At 31.7% G+C, this 23,948-nt stretch carries 23 protein-coding genes and 2 pseudogenes; 13 read left to right on the top strand and 12 right to left on the bottom strand.

The genetic code is table 11. The annotated features are described in order from the left end of the window. Positions 1-313 precede the first annotated feature (313 nt). On the bottom strand, positions 314-1,204 hold the full coding sequence (locus KFD70_RS28030) for an Rpn family recombination-promoting nuclease/putative transposase (protein WP_174103978.1): 891 nt from the start codon (positions 1,202-1,204) through the stop codon (positions 314-316). Positions 1,205-1,278: 74 nt separating this feature from the next. Next, positions 1,279-1,530: pseudogene (locus tag KFD70_RS28025) on the bottom strand (recombinase family protein); the annotation flags it as partial. Between the two features lie 508 nt (positions 1,531-2,038). Between KFD70_RS28025 and KFD70_RS28020 the strand changes: the two are divergent. Further along, complete coding sequence (locus KFD70_RS28020) at positions 2,039-2,899, top strand: DUF8832 domain-containing protein (protein WP_336454591.1); 861 nt, start codon at positions 2,039-2,041, stop codon at positions 2,897-2,899. A gap of 699 nt (positions 2,900-3,598) precedes the next feature. On the opposite strand, the gene KFD70_RS28015 is transcribed toward KFD70_RS28020, so the two are convergent. From KFD70_RS28015 to KFD70_RS27995, 5 genes are all read right to left on the bottom strand, one after another. Then, the gene (locus tag KFD70_RS28015; protein ID WP_336454592.1) at positions 3,599-4,006 is read right to left on the bottom strand and encodes a hypothetical protein; all 408 of its coding nucleotides are present in this window, start codon (positions 4,004-4,006) and stop codon (positions 3,599-3,601) included. Between the two features lie 13 nt (positions 4,007-4,019). Then, positions 4,020-4,217 (bottom strand): helix-turn-helix transcriptional regulator, encoded by a 198-nt coding sequence (locus KFD70_RS28010; protein WP_336454593.1) that lies wholly within the window; start codon positions 4,215-4,217, stop codon positions 4,020-4,022. Positions 4,218-4,640: 423 nt separating this feature from the next. After that, positions 4,641-4,985: an antibiotic biosynthesis monooxygenase family protein gene (locus KFD70_RS28005; RefSeq protein WP_336454594.1), complete on the bottom strand. Its 345-nt coding sequence runs from the start codon at positions 4,983-4,985 to the stop codon at positions 4,641-4,643. Between the two features lie 226 nt (positions 4,986-5,211). Then, positions 5,212-5,559: a cupin domain-containing protein gene (locus KFD70_RS28000; protein ID WP_336454595.1), complete on the bottom strand. Its 348-nt coding sequence runs from the start codon at positions 5,557-5,559 to the stop codon at positions 5,212-5,214. Positions 5,560-5,754: 195 nt separating this feature from the next. Then, positions 5,755-5,955, bottom strand: a complete 201-nt coding sequence (locus KFD70_RS27995; RefSeq protein ID WP_431613524.1) for a GNAT family N-acetyltransferase — start codon at positions 5,953-5,955, stop codon at positions 5,755-5,757. 70 nt (positions 5,956-6,025) lie between these two features. Between KFD70_RS27995 and KFD70_RS27990 the strand changes: the two genes are divergently transcribed. From KFD70_RS27990 to KFD70_RS27970, 5 genes are all read left to right on the top strand, one after another. Then, complete coding sequence (locus KFD70_RS27990; protein ID WP_431613523.1) at positions 6,026-6,712, top strand: IS6 family transposase; 687 nt, start codon at positions 6,026-6,028, stop codon at positions 6,710-6,712. A gap of 730 nt (positions 6,713-7,442) precedes the next feature. Continuing rightward, a complete protein-coding gene (locus KFD70_RS27985; protein ID WP_336454598.1) occupies positions 7,443-7,895 on the top strand; it encodes a lactococcin 972 family bacteriocin in 453 nt (150 codons plus the stop codon). 110 nt (positions 7,896-8,005) lie between these two features. Continuing rightward, positions 8,006-10,174 (top strand): DUF1430 domain-containing protein, encoded by a 2,169-nt coding sequence (locus KFD70_RS27980; protein ID WP_336454599.1) that lies wholly within the window; start codon positions 8,006-8,008, stop codon positions 10,172-10,174. Positions 10,175-10,178: 4 nt separating this feature from the next. Next, a complete protein-coding gene (locus tag KFD70_RS27975) occupies positions 10,179-10,817 on the top strand; it encodes a putative bacteriocin export ABC transporter (RefSeq protein WP_336454600.1) in 639 nt (212 codons plus the stop codon). 467 nt (positions 10,818-11,284) lie between these two features. Continuing rightward, positions 11,285-11,440: a hypothetical protein gene (locus tag KFD70_RS27970; RefSeq protein WP_336454601.1), complete on the top strand. Its 156-nt coding sequence runs from the start codon at positions 11,285-11,287 to the stop codon at positions 11,438-11,440. Positions 11,441-11,633: 193 nt separating this feature from the next. Here the strand turns inward: KFD70_RS27970 and KFD70_RS27965 are convergent, their stop codons facing one another. Then, positions 11,634-12,545, bottom strand: coding sequence for a sigma factor regulator N-terminal domain-containing protein (locus KFD70_RS27965; protein ID WP_208019573.1), 912 nt, complete (start codon positions 12,543-12,545; stop codon positions 11,634-11,636). Next, positions 12,545-13,036 carry an RNA polymerase sigma factor gene (locus KFD70_RS27960; protein ID WP_208019574.1) on the bottom strand — a complete coding sequence of 164 codons (492 nt, stop codon included), beginning with the start codon at positions 13,034-13,036 and terminating at the stop codon, positions 12,545-12,547. The genes KFD70_RS27965 and KFD70_RS27960 overlap by 1 nt, the downstream gene beginning before the upstream one ends. Positions 13,037-13,194: 158 nt before the next feature. Here KFD70_RS27960 and KFD70_RS27955 point away from each other — a divergent pair, with 158 nt between their 5' ends. Then, on the top strand, positions 13,195-13,881 hold the full coding sequence (locus KFD70_RS27955; RefSeq protein ID WP_431613522.1) for an IS6 family transposase: 687 nt from the start codon (positions 13,195-13,197) through the stop codon (positions 13,879-13,881). 419 nt (positions 13,882-14,300) lie between these two features. Here KFD70_RS27955 and KFD70_RS27950 read toward each other — a convergent pair whose 3' ends face one another. After that, positions 14,301-15,053, bottom strand: coding sequence for a DUF4362 domain-containing protein (locus KFD70_RS27950; RefSeq protein WP_336454470.1), 753 nt, complete (start codon positions 15,051-15,053; stop codon positions 14,301-14,303). Between the two features lie 563 nt (positions 15,054-15,616). On the opposite strand from KFD70_RS27950, the gene KFD70_RS27945 reads away from it, so the two are divergent. The 4 genes and pseudogenes from KFD70_RS27945 to catA all read left to right on the top strand — a co-directional run bounded on the left by KFD70_RS27945 (position 15,617) and on the right by catA (position 20,078). Beyond that, positions 15,617-16,738: a tyrosine-type recombinase/integrase gene (locus KFD70_RS27945; protein WP_336454471.1), complete on the top strand. Its 1,122-nt coding sequence runs from the start codon at positions 15,617-15,619 to the stop codon at positions 16,736-16,738. Positions 16,739-16,752: 14 nt separating this feature from the next. After that, positions 16,753-18,867 (top strand): annotated as a pseudogene (locus KFD70_RS27940) (tyrosine-type recombinase/integrase). Further along, entirely contained in the window at positions 18,860-19,240 is a 381-nt protein-coding gene (locus KFD70_RS27935) for a DUF6262 family protein (RefSeq protein ID WP_336454472.1), read from the top strand. Before KFD70_RS27940 ends, KFD70_RS27935 begins: the two are co-directional and overlap by 8 nt. A 190-nt stretch (positions 19,241-19,430) precedes the next feature. Continuing rightward, positions 19,431-20,078, top strand: coding sequence for a type A chloramphenicol O-acetyltransferase (gene catA / locus KFD70_RS27930; RefSeq protein ID WP_286015256.1), 648 nt, complete (start codon positions 19,431-19,433; stop codon positions 20,076-20,078). Positions 20,079-20,602: 524 nt separating this feature from the next. Here the strand turns inward: catA and KFD70_RS27925 are convergent. Continuing rightward, entirely contained in the window at positions 20,603-21,112 is a 510-nt protein-coding gene (locus KFD70_RS27925) for a DinB family protein (RefSeq protein ID WP_336454473.1), read from the bottom strand. 805 nt (positions 21,113-21,917) lie between these two features. On the opposite strand from KFD70_RS27925, the gene KFD70_RS27920 reads away from it, so the two are divergent. Together KFD70_RS27920 and KFD70_RS27915 are read left to right on the top strand one after the other, a co-directional pair. Next, positions 21,918-22,157 carry a hypothetical protein gene (locus KFD70_RS27920; RefSeq protein ID WP_336454474.1) on the top strand — a complete coding sequence of 80 codons (240 nt, stop codon included), beginning with the start codon at positions 21,918-21,920 and terminating at the stop codon, positions 22,155-22,157. 80 nt (positions 22,158-22,237) lie between these two features. After that, on the top strand, positions 22,238-22,486 hold the full coding sequence (locus tag KFD70_RS27915) for a hypothetical protein (RefSeq protein WP_336454475.1): 249 nt from the start codon (positions 22,238-22,240) through the stop codon (positions 22,484-22,486). Between the two features lie 508 nt (positions 22,487-22,994). Here the strand turns inward: KFD70_RS27915 and KFD70_RS27910 are convergent. After that, on the bottom strand, positions 22,995-23,702 hold the full coding sequence (locus KFD70_RS27910; RefSeq protein WP_336454476.1) for an IS6 family transposase: 708 nt from the start codon (positions 23,700-23,702) through the stop codon (positions 22,995-22,997). Positions 23,703-23,948: the final 246 nt, after the last annotated feature.

Below are 23,948 nucleotides of genomic sequence, written 5' to 3'. Positions count from 1 at the left end.
TTGAAATATTCTTATGTTTATTATACAAGACAAAAATAAAATATGTTATGAACATTCAATTTCACACCATATTTTTAAACAACTATTTAACTTTTTAAAGAACTTTATTATTTTTTAAACAACTTTATTATTCGTAAACACAACATACATGTCCGTCAACTTAAAGGTGGAAATAAACTTAACTTTCGTCCAGTCGAGCTAAAATAGGAACCTATTATATTTCTCGATAGGTTCCTTCATTTATAAGCTATGCGAACATGCAGTATAAAAAGCTTCGCGGAAAATACCGCAAAGCTTTTGTAATGACATGTAATTATAATAGTAATTTTCGTATCTCTTCTGTACTTAGACCAGTGAATTTTGCAATGTCTTCTAATGGCATACCATTCTTATGCATCCCACGAATTAATTGAACTTTCCCTTCCTCTTTTCCTTCTTTTCTTCCTTTTTCAATTCCTTTTTGTTCAGCATGAGCTAACTTTGCTTGTTCATCTAATAAAAGCTTTTCCCTTGCTTCATACATACGACGGAAAGAAGAGTCATGACTCATATTTTCCCATTTATTCATTGCCTTTTGTAAAATTGGATCTTGATTCATCGCAATCTCCTCCAATGTCTGAGTTAAATGTTCATCTTCATGTGCTGGCAACAATAACATCCAACGAACAAATGCATTTTCCCATGGATTTACTTTTTCTTCATGCCATTGTTTGACCAATTTTGGAATTTCCACAAAATGAATTTCAATATCATCACTTAGTATCTGTTGCTTTTTGGGATTCCATAATTGTCCTATGGTGTGAAATGAATCATCCTGGGAGAATAATATAAAATCTAATAAGTTAATGGTAATTGTTTTCCGAAGTGAACGATATGGCATCCCTTCTTGCATTTGAGATGTATAGAGTTTACTCCAGTAATATAAAGATCGCTTCACCATATCATGTGTATTGCGAAGTTGTATCTCTATATTCACTTGTGTTCCGTTGTCTAATGTTGCTAATAAATCTAAAATGGATAACTTATCATCTTCATAAGCCTTATGAAGATGTGGGTCTTCCAATTGTAGAGATGTAATGGGGACCTCTAAAGATTCCTCTAAAATAGCATTCAAAAAGCCAGTTAAAATTTCTTCGTTTCCTTTCGTTCCGAATAACTGTTTAAAAGCAAAATCAATTCGTAAATTTACTAATTTTGTGGACATGGGTTTCCTCTCCCTGTCTTTCTTTTCTTCTTATTATTTTATAATTGAACTCTCTATATAAGCAAATGCTACTTTTACCATTGTAGCTCCAATTCATCACAGTACACATCTAACTCCGTAAAACAGTTTTGTAAATCCGCTTCAAAATCAATTTCACGAATTATGCTATCTACCTTTTTTTCTAAATCTGAAATTGTATTGTAAGGAACATAAAATATATATTCTCCTGAACGTTGTTCCATATTATATTGTGATATAAGGAAGGATTCGATATTCTTTCGAACTTTCCCCTTTCCTCGTACAAATTTATTATTATTTTCGGTTCTGTTGCGAAATTTTGTTAAGGTTAAGTGGTGCCAACAAAAAGTTGTACATTTTATGCGATTGTTAGTTAGTGTCCAACAATTGGGGTGCAGTTCACATGTATAGTGCCCCCTACGATATGTTTTCTTTGTTTCATTCCTAAATCTCCTTAATTTCTCGACAATTCATTGCTATTCTATACTCTCGATCTTATAAAACTTTGTATCCAATTTTTTTGATCGTATTTTTAATAACTTTTAAGCTTGTTTCTTATTTATTGTATAGTACATCTACCGACCGATTCGGAATTTCTACCATTTTATATCCTTATAAAGGATAAACGGTTTTTATTTGTTGCTTTTTAAATAAATTTTATAGCAAAGAAAGACACAAAGAATTCTTCTTATAATTCACAAGGATATATATATAGGAGATGAGGTCGTTTGTATATGAATGCTTCGTATACAAATAATAAGTAAACAAGTTTTCCTAATTTATCGGCTTACAAAATATATAAATGGGGGTAATAAAGTGAAGAAAAAAACACTTATAACAGGTATGAGTCTGATACTTACTGCGGGAATTTTTGCGGGATGTACGAATCAATCAGACTCTAAAAGTACAGAACATCAACACGAGACAAAGAATGATAAAACAAATAAAGAGAATGAACATGCGGGTCATAGCGAAAAGAACGCACAAGATTTAAATGTCGCATGGCATTTATCACCTTCTAATCCAAAAGAAAACGAAAAAGAAAAATTAACTATCGAAATCAAAGATAACCAAAATAAACCTATTGAAGAATACGACATTAATCACGAAAAGAAAATGCATTTGATTGTAGTAAGTAAAGATTTATCTTATTTCAGTCACATTCATCCTACATATGATGGAAACGGAAAATTCAACGTAGACGTAAGCTTCCCAAAAGGTGGAGAATATAAACTCATCTCTGACTTTATTCCAAAAGGAGGCTCGCAAACCACAAAAACACATACAATCAAAGTAGAAGGGACAGAACAAAAAGCAGAGCCTCTTCAAGCTGACAAATCATTAGTAAAAGTTGTGGACGGAAAAGAAATCACATTGAGTTATGACGGTGAATTAAAACCAAACAAAGAGGTCATGCTCAAATTCAACATAAAAGATGCAGCTACCAAGAAACCAATTACTGACCTTGAAACATATCTAGGTGCAATTGGGCATGTTGTCATTTTAAGTGAAGATACGGAAAAATACCTTCATGTACATCCAGCCGATACAAAGAACATGGGACCTGAAGCTATGTTCCACACAGAATTTCCAACTAGCGGCACTTATAAAATATGGGGACAGTTCCAGCATAAAGGCAAGGTATTTACAGTGCCTTATGTAATTACTATTCCTTAACTAGTCAATAAAAGTAACAATAAAAAGATCACCTCTATGAAGGTGATCTTTTTATACTGAATTTTAAACACAAATTATTAGCCTTTCTTCACTCAACCGCTTCTTATAGAATGGCATAATTACGAACATTTCATATTCATAATGCCTCGAATTCAATTTCCTTCACTTTCTCATCCTCTAACCAAAAACGAATATGTTTTTTAGAATCTCTATCAACATAGACGATAAATTTCCCTATACCCATTTCCATACCATTATAATAAGAATCTATGAATTTAAAATATAGTCGCGAAGTTTTGAACAAAGTTACGATGTCTATAAAAAAAATGCGACGTTTATTAAAATGTCCTCCATATTTCTAAAATAACTAAGATTTAATTAACCATGAAGATATAAAATTTTCATTTTGGGGGTACTTCAGAATCTTAGCTTGATGGCGATGGGGTACCGCCAGCATTTTGGAAAAACCCCACGCTGTATAAAGATAATAATGTTGTTTAATTTTGAGGTAAAAAACTAAGAACAATACTACAATTCGTATGTAGTATTGTTCTTTATAGTTGTTTAAATTACGATAAATACAATTGTGACTACTTCAAAAATGAATAATAAAGTTGTTTAATTCGGTTGTCGAATTTTCAAAGAAAGCTCCCAAGTTTTATTGAATTTATTCTAATTAATCTAAATGCTTTTTTAAAATCAATATTTAGATTTAAGGAGGAAGTATGTGATCCAATAAATAATTATTTGACCACATAAAACCATTCCTATTACTTGTGCAATCTCAGACATATCCATAATATTAAATAGAATAATTACAACTCCCTCCATAAGAATAGAATAATAAAAAGTATGAGAACGAGCTCTATTCGCAAGATAGTGATTACGCTCATCACTATGTTTTACCGTTAATTTTTTTGCATATTCGGCATCGTTCTTAAAACGCCCAATCTGAACTAAACGTATAATCGAAACAATGACAAAACCAATCCCCATCCCACTCCAAAAGCTATCTATCACTTCAAAAAACTCAGCTGATATATACAAAATGATTCCTATAAATAAGAGTGCCATATACCATATCATTCTACTTTTCACATTTTGCATTTTTATCTCTCCCTTATTCTTCTTCAAAAATAAATACTTCTTCGATTGTTTTTCTAAATAATTTTGCTATTTGATACGCCAGCATGATGGATGGATTATATCTTCCGTTTTCAAGTGAAATAATTGTCTGACGTGAAACATTTAACTGCTCAGCCATTGCTTGCTGAGTATAACCAAACTTTTTTCGTAACTCTGGAATTTGATTTTTCATATTAACCTCCCCTCTGGATGTAAAATTAACTTTACATATATATAATATAATTATTGCAAAGATATGTAAAGCTTGCTTTACATATAAATAGTAATAAGAAAGTTAATACAAAGTAGTTACTCTGAATTAACTTTCTTATGAATACCACCCTTTACTTGAAGAATAATTCTTGCACATTAAACGAAAAATACCGACACTGTTTTTTAGTATCGGCTTTCATTTTTAAACAACTTTATTATGTTTTAAACGACTTTATTGTAGATTAAATAACTTTATTGTCACTTAACACACGCTAAGCAAAAAAATACAATAAGCTGCCCATATGGACAGCTCATTTACATAATTCTCGAAAGCGGTAGTCAATGTATCTATGAAGTTATAAAAAGCCCCTTAGTTTAACTGAAGGGGCTTTTTCAAAAAACTTTAATGTGATTTTTTATGATCAAAAATCGAGTCAGTGTAAGCTACTTGATATAGGGTTGGTTCATATTTCTGTACAATTTGTTCTGCTTCTTTCATGTGAATAACGGCTTCAGGATTTTTTAGCATAGCATAAAATGCGTTTTCATCCTTCCACTGGGCATAGTTTACTACTTTTGTTCCATCCAAACTTTTATGAAAGTTAGCAGAAATAAATCCTGGAATCTTATTCATTACTGTTTCTGTAGCATGAATTAATAGATTTAATAATTCATCTTGTCGTTCTGGTTCGACAGTAAATACATTGATTAAAGTAACACATGGATTTTCTGTACTAATTGTTGTCATAGAAATTCTCCTATTCATTTTTAGAGTGCAGTCTTAAAAGTTAAATTATACCATTTAAATTTGCATAGGTTAGTTTTTTTGTGTGCATACCATATTCATGTGAAGTTAACATAACATCTCATTATAGGGATTCAATGTATTTAGAAGGATATTAAAAGTCCTCCCAATTGTTTAACTGGAGGATTTTTGTGTTCACATAATTTCTTGTTATCAGAAGTTAATTTATCTACTCATCAATAATAACAGTATCTGCGTTTTTATTTTCAAAGCATAGGTTTACAGTTCTTTGTTTTGCTCTAGTTCTGTGTATAGTTCCTGCTGGAATTAGTAATGTATCGTTAGGTTTTAGAACAGCTGTTTCTTTATCTTTGAAGTCAATCAATAGTTCTCCTTCAAGAACCATAAATAATTCATCTGAATTGGAATGATAATGCCACTTATATTCTCCTGAAAAGACTGCAATACGAAGACTGTGATCATTAACATCTGATACAACAAAATTTACGTGTTGATCTGTAATATCTTTTGTAATGGTATTAAGGTTAATAGTATCTAGATTTAAATTTTTTATCATGTTTTTATCTCCCTTTGTTATGTAGATTTCCCATCATTTTCATTTTAACAGTTGCATTAATTCAATGTATACTTCATTCATGTTCGGTTGACATAACGTCCTATTATCGGAAATACTAAAAAAAAAAGAATGGATTTTATATAAATCTACTCTTTAATGAAGCATGTTAATCCCTTAATTTGTTTGCTTTCTGAATCATTTTAAATGATATTTTAACCTTGGCCCTATTTCTTGAAAACCCTCACGTTTATAAAAGGAAACTGTTTTACTCCATTCCTCTGGATCAAGGGCGCCAACTTCAACCCTTGACCACCCACGTTGAAAACCATATTTCTTTACAGTATTAATTAATTTTTCTCCTATTCCTTTAGACCTTTCATTAGGTACTATATACAATTCTAGGTTCTGTTGCAAAGTTTTCTAAATGAGGATACACTCTAGAAAAAAGAAGCCAGGAGAATCACAAATGCGATATTTTAAAGGGAAACAGTTCAAGAAAGATATTATTTTAGTAGCTGTCGGCTACTACTGTCGTTTTTCTTTAAGTTATCGCGATGTATCTGAAATCCTGAAAGAACGTGGTATTTCAGTTCACCCAATAACTATCATGCGATGGGTTCATGAATATGGCAATCTCATCTATCAAATTTGGAAAGTGAAAAATAAATCTGCGCGCTTATCTTGGCATTTGGATGAGACTTATATCAAAGTTAAGGGAGAATGGCGTTATCTCTATCGTGCAATTAATAAAGATGGACACACATTGGATATTCAACTTCGTAAAAAACGGGATCATCAGGCTGCCTATGCCTTCATGAAAAGATTAGTAAAACATTTTGGAGAACCTACGGTTCTCACTACAGACAAAGCGCCGTCATTACTTTGCGCATTTAACAAATTAAGAAAACAAGGATTTTATCAGACTACAATCCATCGTACAATCAAACATTTTAATAATCTCATAGAGCAGGATCATAGGCATGTAAAGAGACGTTTTGCCAAATCCGCAGGATTTCAAAATCTTCGTCATGCTTCACGTACGATAAAAGGTATCGAGACTATTCATGCCCTATATAAACAAAGGCGAAGTCTTCAAAGAGACTCCGCCTTTTCAACGTACAATGAACTTCAACAATTATTAGCTACTTCTTAAACATTGCTCCTCATTTACCAACCTGTTTATGTTTTTTCAAACTTTGCAACAGAACCTAAAAAACTATTTTGTAATTCATTTACTTTAATTTCATTTTGTATATTGTTGGTATTATTTGTTTTACTTTTATTTTTATTTGTAAATACAAATAAAAATAAAAGTTGTAAAGGTGATAAAACTAAAGATTATAATTTTTTTCATTTCGTTTCTCCTTACTTTTTTGTTTGCGTTGATTTTAATACCATATTATACTTATAATGTAAAAAAATTCATTATACATACATTTGCACTTTAATTTATCTGATTATTCGGATTTTTAATATTTTACTTTATTTTTTGTTTTCTGTAAATATTTTACATTCAAATAATATTATGATAATTTTGTTTTTGCTGATTTGAATCAGTAAAAATAAATGATGTTGTCATGCTATAAACAAAATGTTTTCTAATTTTTTTGTTGTATTTATTTTTTCTCCTAGTGGTTTATTTTTTAAACTAGAAATTATTTTGAGTATTCAGTCATGTAAAAAATTGCATTGAAATTTTTATATATTAATCTAATATTGGAGTTTAACGGAAATATAAATGTATTATATAAATTTTATGCTATTCAACATTTCACCTTATTTATTCTAATGTGTAAAAAAATTGACAATTTTGTAATTTAGTGTTAATTTTTTGTTGTGCTAGTTGAAACTAGTAAAATATTTTAGAGAAATGAGGGGATTTTATGTCACGTAAGGGATTTTTAGGTAAGGGGATTTTATCTTTGGGATTATGTGGTGCTTTATTAGCTTCACCTGTAACTAGTTTTGCAGCAGAAGAAAAAACATCTTCTTCACCAAACATGATTTATACAGAACATGGTTTTACAAATGTTGAATCTGAAAAACAACCTGTTATTAAGGGATCAAAAAAAACGAATGATGTTAAAAGTTTAGGTGCAGGTACATGTTATAGTGTAGATGGTGGATATTGGTGTAAAGGTCAAAAAATGGGTTGGTGGATGGATTTAGCTCAATTCTCTGACTATAAACATAGTTCTCGAACACATAAAGCAACAGCTTATGCAAATGGGGAATATGATTATAGTGGATGGCAAAAGCCAGGGGTTCAAGCTTATGCTATAACATCATATTATGATTCATTAAATACTTATAGATCATATTATGATGTTCAATAGTTTGTTTGTAATTTAATTAGATAATAGAAGATAAAGAGAGTATAAATGTCCTTTTGCTCTCTTTTTTATTGATTTAGTAATTATAATTAATTTAAAGAGAGAGTGTATATATGAAAAAATTTTTATTTTTTTTATACATAGTTATCTTTTCTTTTTCCTTTTTTATATATTTTGATTTGATTTCTAGTAAACAAGAAGATTCAATGAAAAAAGCAGGAAAAGAAGATAGTTTCGTTGTTACCATTAATGAAAACGCTTTGAAAATTGATTCGGAGAAGTTTTTATCATTATTATTTAGGGTTTCTGATGATTATAATGCAAATGTATTTAAATCTATTTATTCGGAAAAAAAATCAGTGGAATATGTTTATTTTACACATGATATAGATTCTTATTTTACAAAATTTTTGCTGTTAGATGGAGTATTTCCAGATAATAAATCTGATAAATTTAATATTTCCACATTAAAAGATGAGAGTGTAACAGGAGAAATATTTTCTTATAAAGAAGGAATTGATTTTAGTGTTAAGCCATTGAAATCGTTTCCTAAAGATAGGTCAGTAGCGGGAGATTATATAGTTTCTTTAAAAGATAAAAATAAAATTAATCCTTTTATAAATAAGCTACAGAGAGAGTTAGGTATGAGAATTAATTATTCTAGTTATGAATATAATTCTGTTATTGATTCATCATCTTGGTTAAAAATTGTTCCTATTATTTTATTGTATATTTTATCATTATTTATGATTATTTATTATTATTTTTTAGAGTATAAAAATTCCGCTATTAGATTATTAAATGGCTATGCACCTGTAGATATTTGGAGAAAGTATTTTCTACAAATATCTAAATTGTATTTTTGGGCTTTAATTATTTCTACTATAGTTGTTATCACTTTTATAACAATAAAAAATTTATTATTTAATTTGTATTGGTTTAAGATAATTATTGATTACTTGTTTTACCAATCTATAATTGGGATAATAGTTTGTTTTATTATGTCCCTTCTTTTTGTAAAAGTTGGAAAAATTTCGATTTCTGCAAGCATAAAAAATAAAAAGCCTTTAAAACAAATACAAATTGTAAATAGTTTGGTAAAAGTAATTTTTTCGGTGATTATATTATATTTACTTTTTGTTTCTTATAGTGCTTTTTTGGATTCCTATCGATATTATTATAAAAATGCAACTGAATGGAAACAAATGAACTCATATGGAGTTATGCCAACTAAAGCACTTTTACCAAGTGGTAATGATCCTAAAGCTATTCTTGAAATGTTTGATAAAAAATATAAATTATTTAAGTATACAAATGACAGGGGTGCGATTTTAGTACGATTTTCCGATGTTTACAGAGCAAAACAGATTGGACTAGAAGTTGAAGGTGTTTCTGTTTATGAAGAAAAGACATTACTTATAAATAATAATTATTTGAAATTAAATCCAATATATGGGTTAGATAATAAGTTAATTGATATTAAAGAAGATGATGATAGACTTACGGTTTTAGTTCCGGAAAAGTATAAAAAAGAAGAACAAGAGTTAAGAAGATATTTTGAAGAAGAATATTATTTTCAAAAATATAAAGTTAAAAATACTTTTTTAAAGGATGCTGGTAAAGAGCTTCCTTTAAAAGAGGATATAGTGATAAATATAATTTGGATAAAGAATAATCAATCGTATTTTACTTTTTCTAATGATATCGCAGCAGATACTAATAACCGTTTTTATGATGGTATCGCAATGGTATTAACTAATGCAAATGGTAATGAGGCTGCATGGTATGATACGGTTGTTGGAAGTAATGGTTATTTTATAAAATTATTAGATAAAGAAGTACCTTATAATAATATTAAGGATCAGATTAAAAATTTAGGATTACAAGAATTTTATCCAGTACTTTATAATGCCTATGATCGTGTTGAAAGTAAAATTCAAATGCATATGGAAAGAGCATATCAATTTTTAGTTATTTTATTTGTTGTTTTGTTAGGTTATTTATTTATAAGTATGTTTACAACATTAAATTATTTAGAGCAATATAAATTGAAACATACTATTAAGATAATACATGGTTATTCTTATTTTAAAAGACATAAGTTATATTTGATATTTACTAATTTTATTTGGTTTGTTTCAATATTGATTTTATGTATATTAGAGAAGTTTGATTTTATATATCTTATGTTTTGTATCCTTTTTTTAGAAAATTTATTTATTTATTTATTGATTAAGAAAAGTGAACACAAGAAAATGGTACAAATTATAAAAGAGGGGTGAGTATATGAAAGGAGAAATAGGAATTAAATTAGAGAACATCACTAAAAAGTATGGGGATCGATATATTTTTAAAGATTTTAATGTCAGTATTTATAATAATGAGTTCGTTGGTATTATGGGGAAAAGTGGTACAGGGAAATCTACATTACTTAATATAATTGGGTTATTAGATGAACCAGATAGTGGTAAAGTTATTATTCAAGAAAATGATAATCCCTATAAGAATAAAAAAAAGTTTTTTAAAAATAAGTTAGGTTATATATTTCAAAATTATGCTTTAATGGATAATGAAACAGTTGATGTGAATTTGGAAGTTGCACTTGAATTTCAAAAAATCTCTAAAAGAGAGAAAAAGATTTTAATGGAAGATGCATTAAAACAAGTTGGATTATCTTGTTCTTTAAAAACTAAAGTTTATACTTTAAGTGGTGGTGAGCAACAGAGACTTGCATTAGCTAGAATTTTATTGAAAAAATGTGATATTATTTTGGCTGATGAACCTACGGGTTCTCTTGATAAAGAAAATCGTGATCAAATAATTAAGCTATTGAAGATGCTTCATAATGAAGGTAAAACAATTATTGTTGTTACTCATGATATTGATTTACAAAATTCATTTTCTAGAATAATTAATTTGGGATAGTATTAGTTTTTTTAAATAAACAGCTAAAAATTATATTAATTTTTAGCTGTTTATTTTTTTGTTTTGTTTATTAAAAGCTACAAGGTTTTATAAAAGAATTAAAAAGCGTTGTTTGTGAGAAACCTTAGATCGGAGGTGGCTGTAGCTATGTGTGTTGGTCAATCAAAACGGACCTAGCGAAGCAAAGGGAGTATTTGACTTGACCAACTCAACTACAACCGAATCCTCTTGAGAACCAAAACGTTCGTCGTTTTGGCATGCCAACTGGCGAGGGAGCCCCTCAAGGATTGAGGGGTTGGGGGGTTCGATTGAGAGGGTCTGGGGAAGAGCTCCTCAGCAGGTTTGGACAGAGTCCAAGGTCTTTTTTTGCCATGCTTGATGGCTCGTCATAGCCGAAAAGCGTCGCAGACCCCTATCGATTTTGATGCGTTAGCGTCAAAATACATACTAAATTTGATCCAACACTTATGGAACATATTTTTCATGGTGAATTAAGACAAAAATGGTGGGGATTAAAGCCTGTTGGCTATCATCATGAAAATATGATGGGTGGAGAGATAGTTCGCATTACTAGGGAACCAAATTCTGTAGGAGTATATGGGGTACAGCCGAGATACGTGTAAAAATAGGTCATAGGATTACTTTTATTTCCAATTTGATTTAAAATCGGATTTTTTTATAAAACTCCTTCATCGGATACCGTATTTTCTTTTTGCCCCCTATTATAAACACAGAAATATTTCGATATTTATTATGTTAACAAGAGGACAGATTAACAAGGAAAAGAGACCAAATGTTCATCTGGTCTCTTGCTTATTATTTCTCTGGTTTAATATAAGGGACGATTTGTGCAGTAGCTCCAACAGAAGCACCACGAATAAAATCTTGATTTTCTAACACTTTAAAGTTTTGGGTTTGACCAGTCAGCATTACCCCTAAAATTTTCACTTCATCAAACTGTTTATTTTTATTTAATTTTAAAAACTCTTGGATTGTTTTTTCAGTACCATCTGCATCATATTTTTTAAGTGCATCAATAAAGCTATTGTATGCCTCTTTTGGTGAATCAGATGGATTAAATCCATAAACCTGCACACCAGCAGGCCCCTTGCTTTCATCTACAATTGGTGAAGTCATATACCACCATACGATGTTTAAATTATCGGGAATTTTTGCTTGAATTTCTTTTAATGTATATGGTCGATCGAAAGAAATAGCAACTTCCGCAACGTGATTTTCCATTTGTGAAATTGCCGCTAGATCATTTCGTACACCCTTATAGTACTTTTTAATAGATGGATGATAAAATGTCGCAAATTTATTCTTTGTTTGTTTATCATACTCATATAACTCCGTATCAGACCAATAAAATCCCGGTATTAACTCGTTGTTATCAATATGAAGGCGAAACCAATCATACGAACTTGTGAGTGTGTTCCATGGGACTACATAACCATTAATATTTTTAGAGCGATTCGATATAATATTACCGCCAAACATGGAAGAATTACTCGTTACTTGAGAATCGATTTGAATATTAGGTTCGGCAATTTCATTATGTAAAAAGAGCTGTTCATGAAGTTTTGTAGAACTTTTCGCCGCGAAATAATTACCAGTTTTATAAATTATAGGAATAAGTATTATTACGACGATAATAGAAGTAATTATGATTTTGAGCAATTGTTTGCGTTTTGCTTTTTTTAAAGCGTCTTTTAAAGAAATATCCATTAAGTTTTCCCTCCCACTTTTGAGTGAATTGTTTTACGTGCGCGGTATAATTTTTGCTTTACACTGCATACTTTAATATCCAAAATAGTCGCAATTTCTTCATATGAAAAATCATAGTAATACTTTAAAAAGAAAGCTTCTTTGTAGTCCTTTTTGATGTCTTTTAATAAATAGAAAATCTCATCCTTATTTAAAATGGCGTCAAATTCGATTTCTGTATATTGTAGCTTTGAATAAATTTCCTCGGTTAAGTAGATGTTCTGCTGTTCCTTTTTTCTTTTTAAGTCAATATATTCATTGAGTGCGACTCTAAAAAACCACGGACGTATATTGCTCTCTGTTAGATCATCCAACAGTGTGTACACTTTGTAAAAAGTGTTTTGAATTATATCCTCAGCATCTTCTTTTTTTGCTCCTTTCGCTAGTAATAGATTGAACACTTCCTCTCCTAAATGGATAAGATAGGAGGATAGTATATTTTCTTGTTTCATCATTTGTCCTCCCTTACTTATACAACGAATAAGTAATAATAAATGTATACACTTAAATGAAGAGTTTTTAATTTCTTAACGGAGGCTATGTTAGGTTCTGTTGCAAAGTTTTCTAAATGAGGATACACTCTAGAAAAAAGAAGCCAGGAGAATCACAAATGCGATATTTTAAAGGGAAACAGTTCAAGAAAGATATTATTTTAGTAGCTGTCGGCTACTACTGTCGTTTTTCTTTAAGTTATCGCGATGTATCTGAAATCCTGAAAGAACGTGGTATTTCAGTTCACCCAATAACTATCATGCGATGGGTTCATGAATATCGCAATCTCATCTATCAAATTTGGAAAGTGAAAAATAAATCTGCGCGCTTATCTTGGCATTTGGATGAGACTTATATCAAAGTTAAGGGAGAATGGCGTTATCTCTATCGTGCAATTAATAAAGATGGACACACATTGGATATTCAACTTCGTAAAAAACGGGATCATCAGGCTGCCTATGCCTTCATGAAAAGATTAGTAAAACATTTTGGAGAACCTACGGTTCTCACTACAGACAAAGCGCCGGCATTACTTTGCGCATTTAACAAATTAAGAAAACAAGGATTTTATCAGACTACAATCCATCGTACAATCAAACATTTTAATAATCTCATAGAGCAGGATCATAGGCATGTAAAGAGACGTTTTGCCAAATCCGCAGGATTTCAAAATCTTCGTCATGCTTCACGTACGATAAAAGGTATCGAGACTATTCATGCCCTATATAAACAAAGGCGAAGTCTTCAAAGAGACTCCGCCTTTTCAACGTACAATGAACTTCAACAATTATTAGCTACTTCTTAAACATTGCTCCTCATTTACCAACCCGTTTATGTTTTTTTCAAACTTTGCAACAGAACCGTCTAAATCCTTATTTAATTAATACAGAAAAATAAAAATAAAGGAATCCTATTAAGCCAGCGATACTCAGTCTAGAACATTTTTTTAATCAAACACTAGTAATTTTGAATATCCTATGTGTTTCATAAAAAAATGTTTTAGGCTATAGAAAAAAGTATTAGATTATTTAAAAATAGTTCTAGACTGAAAAGATGCTTTCTGCACCTAAAGGCGAATATGTTGGACGATATGCTGGCGGAGTTGGAAGTAAAGCAACGTTTAAGAAAACCGCCTGTAACAGCGGTCAATTTTTTACGTAGTAATGGAGTTCATATAACTACCTAAAAAATGCATCTTAACTAAGAGCATTAAGATATGTCGTTTTAATTTAACGCTTTTATGATCTCATCTACAAATATTTTATCGATTTCATGTCCTTGGTTTGTTTGTTCTGAATCCATAATTATTCCTTGTGATTTCTCTTTGTCAATCCACAAATAGTATGTTTGAGTTGTTCCACTTAAAAAGTGAACATTTACTTTGTAATTTGACTTTTGCGTATTAGATGTATTTGAAGGAGTATCAAAGTTTGTAGTTTGGATAGCGTTCACGAAAGCTCCAACATCAAATTGCTTTACGAATATGTAGGTCTTATCCCCCTCAACTTCAATAAATTCAATAGATTTATCTTTTATGGAGTGTATTCCTTCACCATCCTCCGCTGTATAATGAAGTACAATACCCTCTTCTGACTGGGCGCAATCTCTTAGCATATATGCTATACCATGTGTTTCTTGAGGAGTAACAAGCTTATTACACATATCCTTTCTATAGTCGTTTTTGTACTTGTAAGTAAAAGTTAATTTTTCATCTTTATAAGTTACAGTGTTTAAAGTTGGTACTTTTGCTTCCTCGTCAGTTAAATAATCTTTAATTTGTATTTCGTCGTTTTTTTTATCTTTTACATTTTGAGAAAATGTTTCAAATCGTTCTAGATTTCTAGATTTTTCTTTAGGTATATGTATAATAATCTCATTTTTGTTTGCTACAGGTGATGATTCCTTACTGCCATTGCCACATGCAGATAAGGAAGCGAGTGATAAGCATAATGCTCCAACAATTAATGTTTTCTTCAAATTGATTTCCTCCCTAAAGTATATTTTAAATTTAATTATAGCAATAATTCACTATTTTCCCCCTGAAAAACTTAGCACTTTGAATAGGTTAAGTTGGGGTGACCCCAAGTTTAGAACACATATCTCTATATCATGTGGTGAATTTTAATGTTTGTGAATGCTTCTGATGAATATTAGTCCATCTAGTAGGAACTAAATTTATGCCGTATATTTCATAATCGGTGGTAATTGTGAAACATACGGTTAGAACATGATTGAATTTTTTTAATGGAACACTATGCCGCTAATAGTTTTTTTTATTTGCTGTTGTGGATTTGAAATAAAGTTTAATCATTTATAACTTAAATAGACTAAACTAATAAGAGGATATTATGTTCAATATATGAGCATTTATCCTCTTTTCTTATGCATATTAGCTTTGTTATTTAGATATCGAAAATATAGTTTAATATGTATACAATATAAGGGAAGAAATATTTGTCTTGTGTAGGGGATGTAGCCCACAGCGGGAGGCGTAGTGAGGTCTTTAGACCGAGCGTTAATAGATTTTAGGGGGGAGTGCTATGAGGGTACAAGAAGTTCTCATAGAGAATAACAACAAGAGATACATATTACTGGATCAAGAAGGATTCCCTTTAATGCCAGTTATGAAATATATAAAGTATTTAGATAAGACAGGAAAAAGCCCTAATACTCAAAAAACATATTGTTATTCCTTAAAACATTTTTTTACCTACTTAGAAGAAACAAACAAAGATTATAAACATATTAGGTTAGAAGACTTAGTAGAGTTTGTAGGATGGTTAAGAAGTCCTTATGAGAGTTCAAAAGTCACTCCCCTTCAACAAGAGAAAGCAAAGCGAACGGAAAAAACAATTAATCTTACAATTACAGTTATAGCAAACTTCTATGACTATCTCTACCGAAATGAAGAAGTACAAAACGATATGATGGAAAAGTTAATGAAACAAGTATTTACAGGAGGATTCTCACGTTACAAAAGTTTCTTACATCATGTAAATAAGGACAAGCCATCAATCAAAAACATACTGAAATTAAAAGAACCACGCAAAAGAGTAGATACACTCACAAAAGAACAGGTAATACAAGTATTACAAGCAACTACTAATATACGAGATAGGTTCTTAATTCAATTGTTATTTGAAACGGGATTACGTATTGGGGAAGCTCTCGCTCTCTTCATGGAGGATTTTATTTTTGATCATCAAAAGGGGCATCGGATTCGTTTAGTAGATAGAGGGGAATTAGAAAACGGTGCTATGTTAAAAACAGGTGAACGAGAAATTTATGTGTCACAATCCTTAATGGATTTATATGATGATTACTTGTATGAAGTGATTGACGAATTAGATTTAGATACAAACTTTGCTTTTGTAAAACTAAGGGGAAAAGATGTAGGAAAACCAATGGAATATTGGAACGTAGAATCCCTTTTTAAGCGTTTGAAGAAGAAAACAGGGATAAACCTACACCCCCATCTATTTCGCCATACACACGCCACCATATTCTATCAGAAAACCAAAGATATTAAGCAGGTACAAGAACGATTAGGACACGCACAAATTCAAACAACAATGAACTTACACCTTCATCCTTCAGAAGAAGAAATCCGTGAGGATTGGAAAAAAGCACAGTCCGAATTTGATTTATCGAAAAAGGAATGAAAAGGAGTTACTTGATGAAAGAAACGAAAAAAATTCATGTGATAGAACAAGGATTTCACGAAGACTTAAAAAATGTATTATCCACCTTTCCCGAAAAAACAATACATGAAGATGGTTCAGTTACAGTTGTACAAGTAAACAATCCCTATTTTTTAATGAATGACAAGTGGAATATCCATTTTGTCGGTAAAATCAAACAGTTTGAGGAAATAGTATCAAATTATAACTATGCCAATAAAAATATTTATTTCCGATTCACCAACCCTACAATCAACTTAGAAGTGAAATATGTTTATTATCAACAACTCTTTAACGATTTATGGACAATCAGTAGTGTTTTTACCGCTTATCAAACCCCATTAAAGCAAATGACCGAGTTCTTAAACATAAAATATCCTAAACTATCATCCTTGTTAGATTTGGATATTGATAAAGTAGAACGAGAGTATTTGTTTTGGTTGAATGAAAATGGAGTTACTACTCAGCAGCTTAGACAAAGGATAATTCAAAAAGATTGGGTTGAAAAAACAATAGTAGCACGTTTTTTAAGACAAATTTATAATTTGTTATTTTAATACACGGATAACCGAGAAGAGTTTGAAAAAGACAAATGGGATGTTCGTATTCTTCATGATAAGTATGGTGTGGAATACAACAAAAGTAAAAGTCAATATTACCTTAATTTTTCAAAGTTTGATAAAGGTATTCGTGAGCAAATAAAAAAATATATAAAACAACGATTGCTTAGTAGAAACAGATTTTCATGGAGTACAGCACAAAATTATCTAAATGTTCTCCCAATGTTTTTCACATTTATATTTTCTTTAGAGCCAACGTGGAAGGATTTGAAGGCTTTAAATCGTACACATATCGTAAAGTATCTTGAATATTTATATGAATACGCTAAAAAAAGTTTGAAACGGCGTAATTCACATCCCGAAAGTTATGTAAGTCAAACACTTATAACAATACAAAAGTTCCTTGAAGAAATTCAACGGTACGAATATGAGATGGCTCCCGAAACACCTGTACAACGATTGATTTTTCCCGATGATAAACCGAAAATACATAAAAAATCCATTGACCAAATTAACTATATTCCCAACTATGTATTAGAGCAATTATTTACTTACATCAATGATTTGCATAAAGAAATTATTCCTATTGTTTGGGTAGCGTTTAAAACAGGTCTAAGAATATCAGATGTATTAGGGTTAACTACGGATTGTTTAGTCAAACTCAATGGTCAATATTCCATTAAAACAGATATTGAAAAAACATACGTTAAAGGGCATCGGATTCCCATTGACGATGAATTAGCAGATATACTTGCCGTTCTGATTGATATATCCAAAGAATTGAGCAATCAAGACAACAACCCCAAAGGGTATATTTTCGTTCGCTATCGTGGTCAACGTAAAGGAAAACCATTTAGTCAAGGTTTTTTTCAAGGTCAACTAAATATATTAGCAAAACAAAAGAACATCACCGATGAAAATGGGAACTTATTCTATTTTAAACCTCACCAATTCCGACATACCTACGGAGTAAAGATGTTAAACGGTGGTACGGATATTTTAACAGTACAAGAGTTACTGGCTCATACATCGCCCGAAATGACACTAAGATATGCGAAGTTATTAGATAATACGAAAAGACAAGCGTTTGAATCGGTAATAAAACAAGGGGTATTCAGTTTTGACTTAAACGGTGAAGTGCAAAAAATTAAAGCAGGAGAAAATATTCCAACAGACATATTAGATGCCTTATGGCAAGACCATAAACTCAATGCGATGGACAACCCTTATGGAACGTGTCACGCTCGTTTGAACGGAAATTGCCCTCATATGGAAGCTCCTCCTTGTCTAACTTGTGGTGATAATCAAACCCCATGTAAAGACTTAGCAGTAGGCTTTTCAGAGTTAGATAAACAAAAGTATGAACTTCACATTAAAACAACCAAAAAGGCAATTGAAATAGCAAAACAACGAGGACGTGAAGATATTGCGGAGAAGAACCAAACGAATTTAAAACGTTATCAAAACATTTTAAATACCCTTCAAGAAGGAAATGTTATCTTTGGTAGACAAGATCGGATGAAAAGAAAGTTAGGTGTTAAAAATGGCTGAATATGACCGTTCTGCACATTTGAAAGCGATTCATGCCAAACGAAAGGCAAATACCTATCAGAGAGTAGATGAAGCCATTAAAAGGCTCATAAAAGCCAATGAGAAAATAAATTTTAATAGTGTATCCAGTGAAGCTGATGTTTCAAAAGCAACGCTCTATAATAACAAGGACTTTCGTTCAAGAATTGAAACATTACGAAATCAACAGTCACAAGTACCTACACCGAAACAAGTAAAGCGAAAAATGAATGAAAACAATAAAGATGCCCTTATCGCCTCTCTAAAAAGGAAGAACAAAAAATTGGAGGAAGAAAACAAGCAATTAAGAGAGCAACTAAAAGTAGCTTATGCAGATGTTTATAAAAAGTTATAAGGGAGAACAACGTTCTCCCATCTTCTTCAACTAACGTGGCAGGATAGTGGAAGAATGTATGTTGACTCTAGTTAGAGATACTTGATAATATGGTGGCATGAAATTGTATATAAAAAAGGATGACTGTCATGAAAAAAGCAGTGAAAATAGCCTCCTAAGATAAAATTAAGTATATTAGGAGGCGTTAAATATGAAATTCAATATTATTAATCGTGACAATTGGTATCGAAAAGAATACTTTGAACACTATTTACAACAACAAACAACATTCAGTATAACGAATGAAATTAATATTACTATTCTTATGGAGAACTTAAAGAAAAAGAATTATAAGTTATATCCTGCGTTTATTTTTATGGTTACAAAAATAGTTAATTCCCACAGAGAATTTAGAACTAGTTTTAACTCAGAAGGTAATTTAGGTTATTGGACAGAGATTTGCCCTTCTTATACAATTTTTGATAAGAAGACGCACACATTTTCTGGCATCTGGTCACCAAATTTAGCTAATTTTTCTGAGTTTCATTCTCAATATGAAAAGGATGTAGAAAAATACAATGGTACGGGTAGTTTATTTCCAAAAATACCTATACCAGATAATAATATTCCGATATCTATGATTCCTTGGAGTTCTTTTACAGCATTTAATTTAAATATTAATAATGGTGGAGATTTTCTCTTACCAATAATAACTGGAGGGAAATATTCACAAGTAAATAATGAATTATTCCTACCTGTCTCTTTACAAATTCATCATGCTGTTTGTGATGGTTATCATGCAAGTGTTTTTATGAATGACTTACAAAGACTCGCTGATGAAAGTGCAGACTGGGTTTAATTGGCCATTGGAGGATAATACCAAGGGAACTGTGCGCAACAGTTCCTTTTTTTATAGAAATACTTGTAGCCTTGAAATAAAGTTTGATTAAATTAACCTAATAAACCTTGATAAAAGAGGCAAATAGAAAAAGCGTGTTTTGAAAAAAAGATTGATCAAAACACGCTTTTTCTATATTCAATTGACTCATCCTTTTATAAAAAAGTTTGATAATTTTTTGTTATCCTTGCTCAATTAAAGCGCCCTTTTGCGGAATAACCACCAATCCTTATTTGTCATTCGTATGATGTATTGAGCTCTCGTTCTTCGTTAGCTTAACGAAGAGGCCTTGATTTTTTTTGTTTGAGATTATTATTTGCTTTTCATTTTTAGACAAAATCCAGTCTGCAAGCAATCGCTGCTGCTTTTTTCAACCCGTCTTGTCCTCTCTTCATATCAGTCTATGAACGGGGCGGGAAGGCTGCCATAAAGAAAGAACGGAAGCCGCGTTTTCCGCGCAGCTTCCGTCCCGATCTTCCGGACAACTAACTCAAATACCGATTTCGGATGACCCCCATGTGATGAATCTCGTGTCCTGCGATGCCGTACGCGAGGGCACGCGCCGTAATGCTTGCGTTGTTGGCTGTGCCTTTGCGGGACCACGCCTCCGCCGGTAACCCGCGCAGCAGTGTGATCGTCGATTGCCGTACGGCCCGGTAGTCTTCGGCCAATTGCGCGGTTGTCCAGCTTCCGAAAGGAGGCATGAACAATTCCTGGTCGAAACCGGACAGAGGCGTCTGGTCCCCTCTTGCGAACCGGAGCAGGCGGTAGGTCATGACGCGTTCTCCGTCTGCGATGTGGCCCACGACTTCTTTCAGCGTCCATTTTCCTTCCTCATACCGATACGCGCCATGGCTTTCGGTCAACGATGCCAGCAGCTTGGTCATTTGCTTTTCCTGGGCGAGCAGAATGTCGATGATGTTGCCATCCGGCACCAACCGGATATACTCTCCGAAGTCTCCGGCATATTCTTCTTCTGACGGTCTTTGATTCATGCGTAATCACTTCCCTATGGAGTTATAGAAAATTAAAATGCTCTTTCCAATGCTCTACCGCGATTCTTTTGCGAATTTCATAATTTCGGCATGTATAATGAATTCGCGAAAGAATCAAACTTTCCTTTCAATAATTGAGTGTAAGCAACCACTTAGTTGGTCGGTGGCCACTCTAAACTGCCCTTTAACTTAATAATAATCATCTCAATTTTTCATAATTTCCACAATAAGTTATTCAATATAATGGCCCGATTGTTGAACAAGAAAAAATCCTGCATATTCACACAGGATTTTTAATCAAACTTTATTATAAATGATCAATCTTTATTATAAATGATCAATCTTTATTATAAATAATCGAACTTTGTTTTAAATGATCTATCTTTTTTATAAAACAACAATACTAAAGTTTGTGAATAAATGCACTTAAACTAACGGGTGCGTTAGTTTAATAAGAAAGGACATAACATATTAGTCATATAAAATATGTTATGTCCTTTAATTTATCTAACTTTTTTCAATTTAGGTCTTGATAAGTTATAAAAGTTGCACCGTTGTATTCCTTTTCGATTAAAGAATTCTAAGTGAATTTTAATCAAACTAAAAAAAAATAACTCCATCACAAAATTATACCCATCCATTTTGATTAATCTTTTTTTCAAAATGGTTTCGTTTCTTTTTCCGGAATATATGGGTTTGTCGAACATTTTTGATCAGACTTTATTTTAAAGCTACATAAATATATTAATTTGGAACATATTATTAAGTGTAGTTTTATGCCAATAACTTAATGGAGGCGAAGAAAATGGTAAAATTGGATGCAGAATACATAGAACAACATTTAGAAGCTGTTAATGATTATGATTCTTTTGGACGTAGTTTATGTGCGGCTATCTTAAATGAATCTTTAAAACTGGTGAAGGGAAAAAGTGAAGAAATAGTCCGATTAACAGCAGATATTTCTGTTTCACCCACGAAAAGTGGTTGTATGGTGACGATAAACATTGGACCAGAAGAAATCTGCAAACTAGTGCCGTTACTTTGAAATAAAGTTTTGTGCAAAATGTATAAATTCTGAACAGATTATCCGTATAGTATATTACAAATATCTAGGAGGAGAAGAAAGTGAAAAAATTGGATACTGAATACATAGAACAACATTTAGAAACTGTTCATACTTATGAGTCTTTTGGGCGTAGTGTATGTGAAGGTATATTATCTGCAGCCTTAAAGCGAGTGAAGGGAAACAGTGAAGAAACTATCCACTTAACATCAGATATTACTGTTAGACCTACTCCAAGGCTCTGTATTCAAGTTTGTAAAATGATTAATGGTCAACATAGGACAGTTCATATATATACTAGCCCTCAATGAACCGATATCTATCTGTAATTTTGGTTTCTTATTGAATGAATAGGCTAAAAGAACGGAAAAATGCTCGAACTTTTTTATAAAAGAATGATTAAATTGAATATATTAAGGTTTATAGAGCTAATTTAATCAAACTTTATTTCGAAGCTACAACTACGCCCTCCGCTTTGCTTCGGTTGTGGCATAAAAAAAACAGTCGGGCAACACGTTCCCAACTGTTTTTTTAATGTTATTAAACTTCTCCAATAAGAGGGTATTAATTATGAATAACAAAATTGTTTTATAACCAAGTCAGCAATATTTTCAATTATTATCTCCCATTCCTTATTATTAGAATCTAATATAGATGGAACCAGTAGATCCATTTTCGCATCCCTTTTCCCATGTACTCTACTGTTGCGATACGCATATAATTTATTTGCCAATTCTTCCTTATCAGTGTTGTTACGGTTCTGGTGCAAAAATCATTTGATAGAGGCATAGAAACCTGCATAGACTATTCAATGGTAGATTATGATGCAATTCCAAACAATTTATGTATGAACCTAACTTCATTTTGGGCAGACTTCACCTGTGGGTGAAGTTGTCCTTTTTTCATCATATGCATAGTTTCAACGCCACTCAATATAGAAGTGGCTGTTTCATATGACTTGAGTCCTAACATAGAACGCACACGTTTCTTAATGAAACGGTGGTCTTGTTCCACTATATTATTGAGATATTTAACTTGCCTTATTTGTATGCCTTCAGGCATATGTTTCTCTTCTTTTAATTCTTGAATTGCTACAGGATAGGCTGGGTTCTTGTCTACTGTTATAACGCGAGGTTCACAAATATGAGAAGCAGCCAAGGCTTTCTTGAAAAAGCGTTTGGCTGCTTGTTTATTTCTTGATTCACTAAGATAAAAATCAATTGTATTTCCTTCTGAATCGACTGCGCGATATAAATACATCCATTGACCTTTTACTTTCACATACGTTTCATCGACTCTCCAGGAATCATTTGCTGTCTTAAGATGACGTCGTACTCTTTTATCTAATTCAGGTCCATATTGATGCACCCAACGCATAATAGTGGTGTGAGCAATAGACAAACCTCGTTCCTCCATCATTTCCACCAAATCACGAAAACTGAGGTTGTACCGTAGGTACCATCTTACCGTTAATAAGATAACATCAGGTTGATAGTGCTTCCATTTGAACAATTTTTCCTTTTTCATACCGATCACACACCTTTTTTAGAGTAATAGTATCAGTATGTTCAAGATATAGAGATTATTTGCAATTTCCCCGAAGTTTTTGCACCAGAACCGTAAAATAAAATACTTATATTTTTTTGGAGATTAATAGCAACCGTTTTGCTGCCGATAAGTGGGACTATGGTAACTAAAACAGCACCTAACCGTATTTAAACAAGGTTAGGTGCTGTTTTTAATAACGAACGTTTCTTTTAATAAACTCCAAAA

Source organism: Bacillus pfraonensis (assembly GCF_050768835.1).
In the GTDB taxonomy this organism is placed as follows: Bacteria; Bacillota; Bacilli; order Bacillales; family Bacillaceae_G; genus Bacillus_A; species Bacillus_A pfraonensis.
Note: the sequence above shows the minus strand (reverse complement) of the source record. Positions and strands in the feature narration are given on the sequence as shown.

Coding starts and splice junctions, on each gene's coding strand:
- KFD70_RS27935 (WP_336454472.1), top strand. CDS start 18,860: ATGGCTGAATATGACCGTTCTGCACATTTGAAAGCGATTCATGCCAAA.
- KFD70_RS27965 (WP_208019573.1), bottom strand. CDS start 12,545: ATGGATATTTCTTTAAAAGACGCTTTAAAAAAAGCAAAACGCAAACAA.
- KFD70_RS27975 (WP_336454600.1), top strand. CDS start 10,179: ATGAAAGGAGAAATAGGAATTAAATTAGAGAACATCACTAAAAAGTAT.
- KFD70_RS27945 (WP_336454471.1), top strand. CDS start 15,617: ATGAGGGTACAAGAAGTTCTCATAGAGAATAACAACAAGAGATACATA.
- KFD70_RS27985 (WP_336454598.1), top strand. CDS start 7,443: ATGTCACGTAAGGGATTTTTAGGTAAGGGGATTTTATCTTTGGGATTA.
- KFD70_RS28010 (WP_336454593.1), bottom strand. CDS start 4,217: ATGAAAAATCAAATTCCAGAGTTACGAAAAAAGTTTGGTTATACTCAG.
- KFD70_RS27910 (WP_336454476.1), bottom strand. CDS start 23,702: ATGAAAAAGGAAAAATTGTTCAAATGGAAGCACTATCAACCTGATGTT.
- KFD70_RS28000 (WP_336454595.1), bottom strand. CDS start 5,559: ATGATAAAAAATTTAAATCTAGATACTATTAACCTTAATACCATTACA.
- KFD70_RS27960 (WP_208019574.1), bottom strand. CDS start 13,036: ATGAAACAAGAAAATATACTATCCTCCTATCTTATCCATTTAGGAGAG.
- KFD70_RS28005 (WP_336454594.1), bottom strand. CDS start 4,985: ATGACAACAATTAGTACAGAAAATCCATGTGTTACTTTAATCAATGTA.
- KFD70_RS27980 (WP_336454599.1), top strand. CDS start 8,006: ATGAAAAAATTTTTATTTTTTTTATACATAGTTATCTTTTCTTTTTCC.
- KFD70_RS28015 (WP_336454592.1), bottom strand. CDS start 4,006: ATGCAAAATGTGAAAAGTAGAATGATATGGTATATGGCACTCTTATTT.
- KFD70_RS27955 (WP_431613522.1), top strand. CDS start 13,195: ATGCGATATTTTAAAGGGAAACAGTTCAAGAAAGATATTATTTTAGTA.
- catA (WP_286015256.1), top strand. CDS start 19,431: ATGAAATTCAATATTATTAATCGTGACAATTGGTATCGAAAAGAATAC.
- KFD70_RS27925 (WP_336454473.1), bottom strand. CDS start 21,112: ATGAATCAAAGACCGTCAGAAGAAGAATATGCCGGAGACTTCGGAGAG.
- KFD70_RS27970 (WP_336454601.1), top strand. CDS start 11,285: ATGGAACATATTTTTCATGGTGAATTAAGACAAAAATGGTGGGGATTA.
- KFD70_RS27920 (WP_336454474.1), top strand. CDS start 21,918: ATGGTAAAATTGGATGCAGAATACATAGAACAACATTTAGAAGCTGTT.
- KFD70_RS27990 (WP_431613523.1), top strand. CDS start 6,026: ATGCGATATTTTAAAGGGAAACAGTTCAAGAAAGATATTATTTTAGTA.
- KFD70_RS28030 (WP_174103978.1), bottom strand. CDS start 1,204: ATGTCCACAAAATTAGTAAATTTACGAATTGATTTTGCTTTTAAACAG.